Origin of the sequence: Sporosarcina sp. P20a (assembly GCF_002743175.1) — a bacterium.
In the GTDB taxonomy this organism is placed as follows: domain Bacteria; phylum Bacillota; class Bacilli; order Bacillales_A; family Planococcaceae; genus Sporosarcina.
In genome coordinates this window covers 1-6,452 of sequence record NZ_PDYT01000040.1, presented here as the reverse complement: position 1 = coordinate 6,452, position 6,452 = coordinate 1, and the positions used below count along the sequence as shown (strand labels likewise).

The following is a 6,452-nucleotide window of genomic DNA, read 5'->3' as shown; positions in this document are numbered from 1 at the left end:
CTTGGTCGAAGACCTTACCAAAGAATTGTTATATCCAGTCAAAGAAATAGAAAACGCCCCAAGAATCTTTATGATCGATTCTTTGGGGCATTTTCTTTTATATTAAACAACGTGTTCACTGTTTGACGCTTACGTCTAATTCAATTACCCTTAAATCATACTTGACGAATAAGGATTAAGGGGATAAAGTATAATTTATAGTAAATTCTACAATAATATAAAAATAGAGGAGCATGGTATGATGAATACTTTTTTACTTATTGTGAACATTGCGGGCCTATTATTACTAGTCGGCCTATTATATAGAATGAATCGCAAAAAGGTTTCATTTTCAAAACGTGTTTTTACGGGGCTTGGGCTCGGGATTGGCTACGGACTTATTTTACATTTTGCATATGGTACAGAATCTGAGATCCTCAAGCAGTCGATGCCGTGGTTTAACTTAATCGGGACCGGCTATGTTAAATTACTGCAAATGATTGTTATGCCACTTGTTTTTATTTCCATCTTAGCAGCCTTTACGAAAGTGACGATCGGAAAAAACTTTGGCAAAATGGCGGGGACGATTTTAGGTATGCTCGTCGGTACAACTGCGATTGCTGCGATTGTGGGAATTTCAGTCACGCTTCTATTTGGACTGGACGCTTCTGAAATTGTACAAGGAGAAGCAGAAGCGGCGCGTGGGCTTTCTATGGAAGAGAACTACGAAACTGTAGCTGATCTTTCATTACCTGAAAAACTAATTGATTTATTACCTGCTAATCCTTTCCTAGACTTCACAGGGGCGCGTCCAACTTCAACAATTGGCGTCGTTATTTTTGCAGCATTCCTTGGGTTTGCTTACTTAGCGATTACAAGAAGAGATGAAGAAAATGCGGTCACGGTGAAAAAAGGAATTGACGCGATTTACGCATTGATCATGGGTGTTGTAAGAATCGTTCTTCGTTTGACGCCATATGGTATTTTAGCGATCATCGCGCGAACTGTAGCGACGTCTGACTTTATGGCGATTTACAGTCTCGGGAAGTTTGTCCTTGCTTCGTATGTCGCCTTACTAGTGATGTTCGGCATTCATTTGCTCATTATTACATTATCGGGATTAAATCCAGTGACGTATGTGAAAAAAGCAGGAGAAGCATTGATATTTGCTTTCACATCACGCTCAAGTGCGGGTACATTACCGTTAACGATTCATGCACAAACAAACCGCTTAGGCGTACCTGAAGGAATCGCAAACTTTTCTGGATCATTTGGTTTATCCATCGGGCAAAATGGTTGTGCAGGGATTTACCCAGCGATGCTCGCTGTCATGATTGCTCCATCGGTTGGTATAAATCCACTGGACCCAACATTTTTAGTAACATTAATCGCGGTCGTTGCGGTTAGCTCATTTGGTGTAGCTGGTGTTGGGGGAGGCGCGACATTTGCCGCAATTCTTGTCCTGTCGGCACTAAATCTTCCTGTCGCCCTCGCAGGGTTATTGATTTCGGTTGAACCATTGATTGACATGGGCCGTACTGCGGTAAACGTCAGTGGGTCGATGACAGCGGGTGTCACAACAGCCCGTGTGACTGGTGAACTCGACACGGATATGTATAATGAATCACTTGAAAAACAAACAGCAGAAGCTTAAGTTTCAGAAATCCCGCAGGAGACAGTATTGTCTCCTGCGGGATTTTTTTAATGGAACGAACATCCGATTAGAACATCAAGTGGAACTGGATAAAATGGAATTATTTGATTTATGTAAGATGTTTTCTGGGAAATTCTGTTATACTAGTAGAAAAATAAGTGTAGATTCACAAGAGGGCCAGGATTGTGTATTAAGAAAAACAAGCTGTTTAAGGGGAATTAGGTTATGAATTCACCAGGGTGGAAACAAAATGATGCATGGACATGGAAGGAATTTATTTTGCTATTAATACTCGAATTTGTATTCGTCATGGTAGCTGTTAAATATGGTATGCAGTCACTATATCAATTCTGGTTTGATAATACACTATACTCAGGAACGGTGACTGGATTAACAATTGCAGTTGTGCTCATGTTAGGTTTATATTTTATTGCGTTGAAACCACAAAACTTATCGTGGAGAGATGTTGGAGTAAAAGGGTTTCCTGCATCGTATTGGTGGAGGATTCTAATATGGCTATTCATAACCATTGTGTTAAGTGTGGCAGTCGTGCTTTTAACTAGCCTGGTCGGAAATGATGTAGATAACAGTAAAACGGAGAGCCTGCAACAAAATGTAAACTTCATTACGGTTTTTATAGCCTTTGTTTCCGCTGGTATCATATCGCCTATATACGAGGAAATTTTTTATCGAGGGTTTATTTATTGTTGGCTAAGAGTCAGACTTGGGATGGGGTGTGGAATTGTGTTCAGCTCACTGATCTTTACGGCTGCCCATTTTCCAACATTAAATGCGATGCCTGTAAATTTTATCACTGGTGTTGTATTTGCTTGGACCTATGAAAAGACAGGTTCTATAATTCCGGCAATAATTATTCACGGCATATTTAATACAATTGCAGTTTTACTAACAGCAATGGGATGAATTATGGTTTTACTAGTAACCGGGGGGATTTCTCGAAGAAGGATTGCACTTGTCTTTAGTAATTGGTCCAGATTATTAAGTTATGGGGGGATATCTTGAATACAATAATACTAGTTACATTGCTTGTTTCACTGCTAGTCTCCACCATAACTTGTATATGGATATTTAAACTAAAAAGTAATAAGTGGCTGAGTGTTTTAACAGCATTGGTTATAAATACTATGATCTTACTAATAGGGACCGTCCTTTTTTATAAATTTGATGTACAAGCTTTTCATAAACAAACAGATGGCGTCTTTAGTAGTTTGGGAGTACTAGTATTTGCGTTTTTTATTCCAGTGCTAACACTTATAAATTTCTACACACTAGAATTTCTAAGATACCAACATAAGAAAATGTCTTACTAATGATTTATTTTATTTCGTTAACGAGGCGTTACCTGAACAACGATTACGCATCAAAAGGGAAAAAATCTTAAGTACTGGAGAGATTAAAATTAAACATATAATGACAGAGTTGTTTGGTATTCCGATAGCTTTTTTATTCTTGGGTGTCGTGTTTTTAATATTTGGAGCTAATGGAGAAGGGATGGCAACCACGTTCTCAAGACCTGCGGGGGCATCAAGTTGGACTACTGAGGGTAGCACTATACATGCATTCACATTTATACCATTACTTTTGGGTGTTTCTTTTCTGATATTGTTCATTAGCACTTTTTCTATATCTTTTTACAAATGGCAAAAGAGTCGATAATTACGTTATCGAGTGCAATTAATGAATTAGGATTGCCCTTCAAACAGGCTAAATTATTTTAAAAAGGATAGTGATAGAATGTCTTTAAGTTTTTTTTACATATTGGTGTTATCAATTTTTGTGAGTTCAGTTGGTGGCTTTATTTTTTATAAACTAAGTTATAAATTTCTGTTACCGAAAACGATTAGTTCTGTGTTAGGTGGGATATTAACTTTACTTCTAAGTTATTTATTTGTAATGATTTTTATCGAAGTAAATTTATTATATGGCGCTATAATTGCATTGGCTATATATATTTGGTTCCTCAAAATTCCAGAGAGACATTTGGAATAAAAATTACTATTAACGGGTGCGACTGTAGAACATCGCTGTGCCAGAATCGCGCCATCTAATTTAGCACCAGGAGGAATTTAAATGATCAACAAAAAAATGACACAATTTACGTTAATAGATGTTATTGAAAGGAAAATTCATTTCACATTAACAAATACCATTTATGATAGAAAAGACTTTGAGAATGATAACGAAGGTGCATTATTAGCCTATAACCAATTACTAGTAGATTCCAAAGAAATGAATGAAAATGAATTTGTAAGTAAGTACCGTCAGAAAATAGATACACTTTCAAAGCAATTTGAAAACGGGGAATTTAAAGATGAAAAGGAAATAGATGAAATGTCTGGATATAACAATGCAATTGTATCTGTCCTAATCTGTATAAACCCATTGTATGAGTACGACTTAGATGATTAGTCAATGTGAAAATTTGTGCAGTTAACGGGCCAAATAGAAGGAGGATTCATTTGAAATATGTTCTGATTTTTATTGGATTAATGATTTTAGCATTTATTAGTTTTATGTTTTTGGGAGGAGTATTAGGTATTGGATCTGGTGATGAGATTTTTATTGGTATTAGCGTTTTAGCTGTACAAAATTCGGTTATCATAACATTTTTAATCTATCTCGTTTCAAAACAAAAAGACTAGATTAAAAGGAAATTTCAGTTGTTCTTCAAACGGGCGCAATTCTGGAATAAGGATTGCGCTGCAAACGGGCCATTTAACAAAGAAGAGGTGGATTAGAATGCAAAATAAACTCAAAAAAAGTTCAAGAGATAAAGTTATATCTGGAGTCTGCGGGGGCATTGCAGAATACTTTGGGATTTCTTCACTGGCAGTCAGAATTATTTTTTTCATTTTACCAGCCAGCTTACTCATGTATTTAGTTTTAGCCTATTTCATGCCTTTTGATGACCTAAGATTGTAAAGGATCTTCAAACAATCGGGGGCGATTGCTGTACAAAGAATCGTGTCCATACCGCAATCGGGCCAGACAATTAAATTTAACACCAGGAAAGTAAGGAGGGATTTACTTTGTTTAGTAACGTGGGTATTCCAGGATTATTTGTAACTGTTCTTGTACTTGTTTTGATAGTCTGGCTAGTAAGGCGTTTAGTTTCTAAAAATAGATAAGGATTTTCTAGGAGCAGCACTTAGGTAAACGGGCGAGTTAACAGATCAACCGTTGCGCACCATACGGCCCAAATTGTCGGGAAATTAAGTTTGGTTGCGAACAATAATACTTGAAAATTGATTGAAAAGTAGGAGGAATATTGGAGACTATTACTGAAAAACTAATATACATTGCTTTATTTATTTTTATCATTCATTCTATTGAAACGCTTGCCTATGCAGTTAGGTTATCTGGAGCGAGGGTAAAGAGGATTGCCACAGCATTATCTCTTTTTAATATAATGGTAATGGTTTCAAGATTGGCGAATATGATGCAACAACCTTTTACAGGAAGTTTGATTGACAATGCTCCAAGTACTAATGCACAAGAGTTTGTAGCGACACAATTTCGCTTTCTAATAGGTGCGTCAACAGTCGGGACGATTTTCGGGATGCTTTTACTCCCTACTTTTATAGCCTTATTTTCAAGAGCAATTATTCATTTATCCGAAGAGAGGGGATCCGTCCCATCTTTATTTAAAAGACTTTTTTCCTTACAGTACATAAAACGAGGCATAACACATTTCAGTTTGCCGAGATTTTCATATCTAAAAGATACCAAAATCAAAGATATTCCAGTGAGGTTATTCTTAATAAATATGATAATAACAGCAATATATACTATCGGTGTGTTATCTGCTTTATATGCAGCGTTGCTTACCCCAGAACGTGCAACAACAGCAATTATGGCATCGGGTTTAATAAACGGGGTGGCCACAATACTGTTAATAATTTTCGTCGATCCAAAGGTCTCTGTCATTGCAGATGATGTAGTGAATGGAAGAGGGAATTACCAAACCCTTAAGAATATGTCATTAATGATGGTTACTTCAAGACTATTAGGAACTTTATTGGCACAAATATTCTTTATACCAGGTGCTAAGTACATTGCTTGGTTTACGCAATTCATAGTTTGATGTGAGATTTCGTCAATCGGGGGCGTTTATTATGGGCAAATGTGCCAATACCGCAATCGGGCCAGGTTATTGAATAGTTTTTATGTCTGAGAAAGTAAGGAAAAGGTGATAGGTATTGCAATTTAGAGAAAAGATTATTATTGGAGTAGCAATGACTCTACTGGTTGCTGTATCGATTGGTATTGTTTTTGGTGGGATTATTTTTGGTTTAGCAGGCTTTTTTTCGTTGATTGGTGTTTCTTACGAATCAATTGGATCTTTACTGTTGTTCATCTTTTTTTGTTTTTTGGTTGGTATTTTCTTTGAAGTAATAGAGCATGTCATTTTATTTTTTATAACCAGAGCGAGTTTACCTAGTAAAGAAAAATGGGTTTGGATAGCCTTAATTAAATTAATCTTAAGTTGGATTGTTATACATATTGTCAATGAAATAATGACGACAGTCGTTTTATCAAGCTTGGCAGAATTTTTAACAGCATTACTTATAGTGAGTATAGACATAGTGTTTGATGATAAAAAAGAGGCTCATTAGTTCTCTGTTAACGGGGGCGATTGCTGTATTTCTAATCGCGTCAATATCGCAAACGGGCCAGCGCGACAAGTTCTGTGATAAATGCCTTCGGCATGAAAATACAGGAAATTTATTATGTAAATTTCAACTTTACAACGAAGAATAGGAATGACGAAACCATGTTTTCTGAAACTATTCCATCA

General features: G+C 36.5%; 7 protein-coding genes. All 7 read left to right on the top strand.

Features of this window, described 5'->3' with window-relative positions:
- Positions 1 to 241 precede the first annotated feature (241 nt).
- The 7 genes from CSV72_RS16295 to CSV72_RS16255 all read left to right on the top strand — a co-directional run bounded on the left by CSV72_RS16295 (position 242) and on the right by CSV72_RS16255 (position 6,270).
- Positions 242 to 1,633 carry an L-cystine transporter gene (locus CSV72_RS16295; RefSeq protein ID WP_099679213.1) on the top strand — a complete coding sequence of 464 codons (1,392 nt, stop codon included), beginning with the start codon at positions 242 to 244 and terminating at the stop codon, positions 1,631 to 1,633.
- Between the two features lie 225 nt (positions 1,634 to 1,858).
- Positions 1,859 to 2,557 carry a CPBP family intramembrane glutamic endopeptidase gene (locus CSV72_RS16290; protein WP_099679212.1) on the top strand — a complete coding sequence of 233 codons (699 nt, stop codon included), beginning with the start codon at positions 1,859 to 1,861 and terminating at the stop codon, positions 2,555 to 2,557.
- 1,167 nt (positions 2,558 to 3,724) lie between these two features.
- Positions 3,725 to 4,063 carry a hypothetical protein gene (locus CSV72_RS16275; protein ID WP_099679210.1) on the top strand — a complete coding sequence of 113 codons (339 nt, stop codon included), beginning with the start codon at positions 3,725 to 3,727 and terminating at the stop codon, positions 4,061 to 4,063.
- A gap of 50 nt (positions 4,064 to 4,113) precedes the next feature.
- Complete coding sequence (locus tag CSV72_RS16270; protein WP_099679209.1) at positions 4,114 to 4,296, top strand: hypothetical protein; 183 nt, start codon at positions 4,114 to 4,116, stop codon at positions 4,294 to 4,296.
- Between the two features lie 97 nt (positions 4,297 to 4,393).
- Positions 4,394 to 4,576, top strand: a complete 183-nt coding sequence (locus CSV72_RS16265) for a PspC domain-containing protein (protein WP_099679208.1) — start codon at positions 4,394 to 4,396, stop codon at positions 4,574 to 4,576.
- Positions 4,577 to 4,922: 346 nt separating this feature from the next.
- The gene (locus tag CSV72_RS16260) at positions 4,923 to 5,738 is read left to right on the top strand and encodes a lipid II flippase Amj family protein (RefSeq protein WP_099679207.1); all 816 of its coding nucleotides are present in this window, start codon (positions 4,923 to 4,925) and stop codon (positions 5,736 to 5,738) included.
- Between the two features lie 115 nt (positions 5,739 to 5,853).
- A complete protein-coding gene (locus CSV72_RS16255) occupies positions 5,854 to 6,270 on the top strand; it encodes a YrvL family regulatory protein (RefSeq protein ID WP_099679206.1) in 417 nt (138 codons plus the stop codon).
- Positions 6,271 to 6,452: the final 182 nt, after the last annotated feature.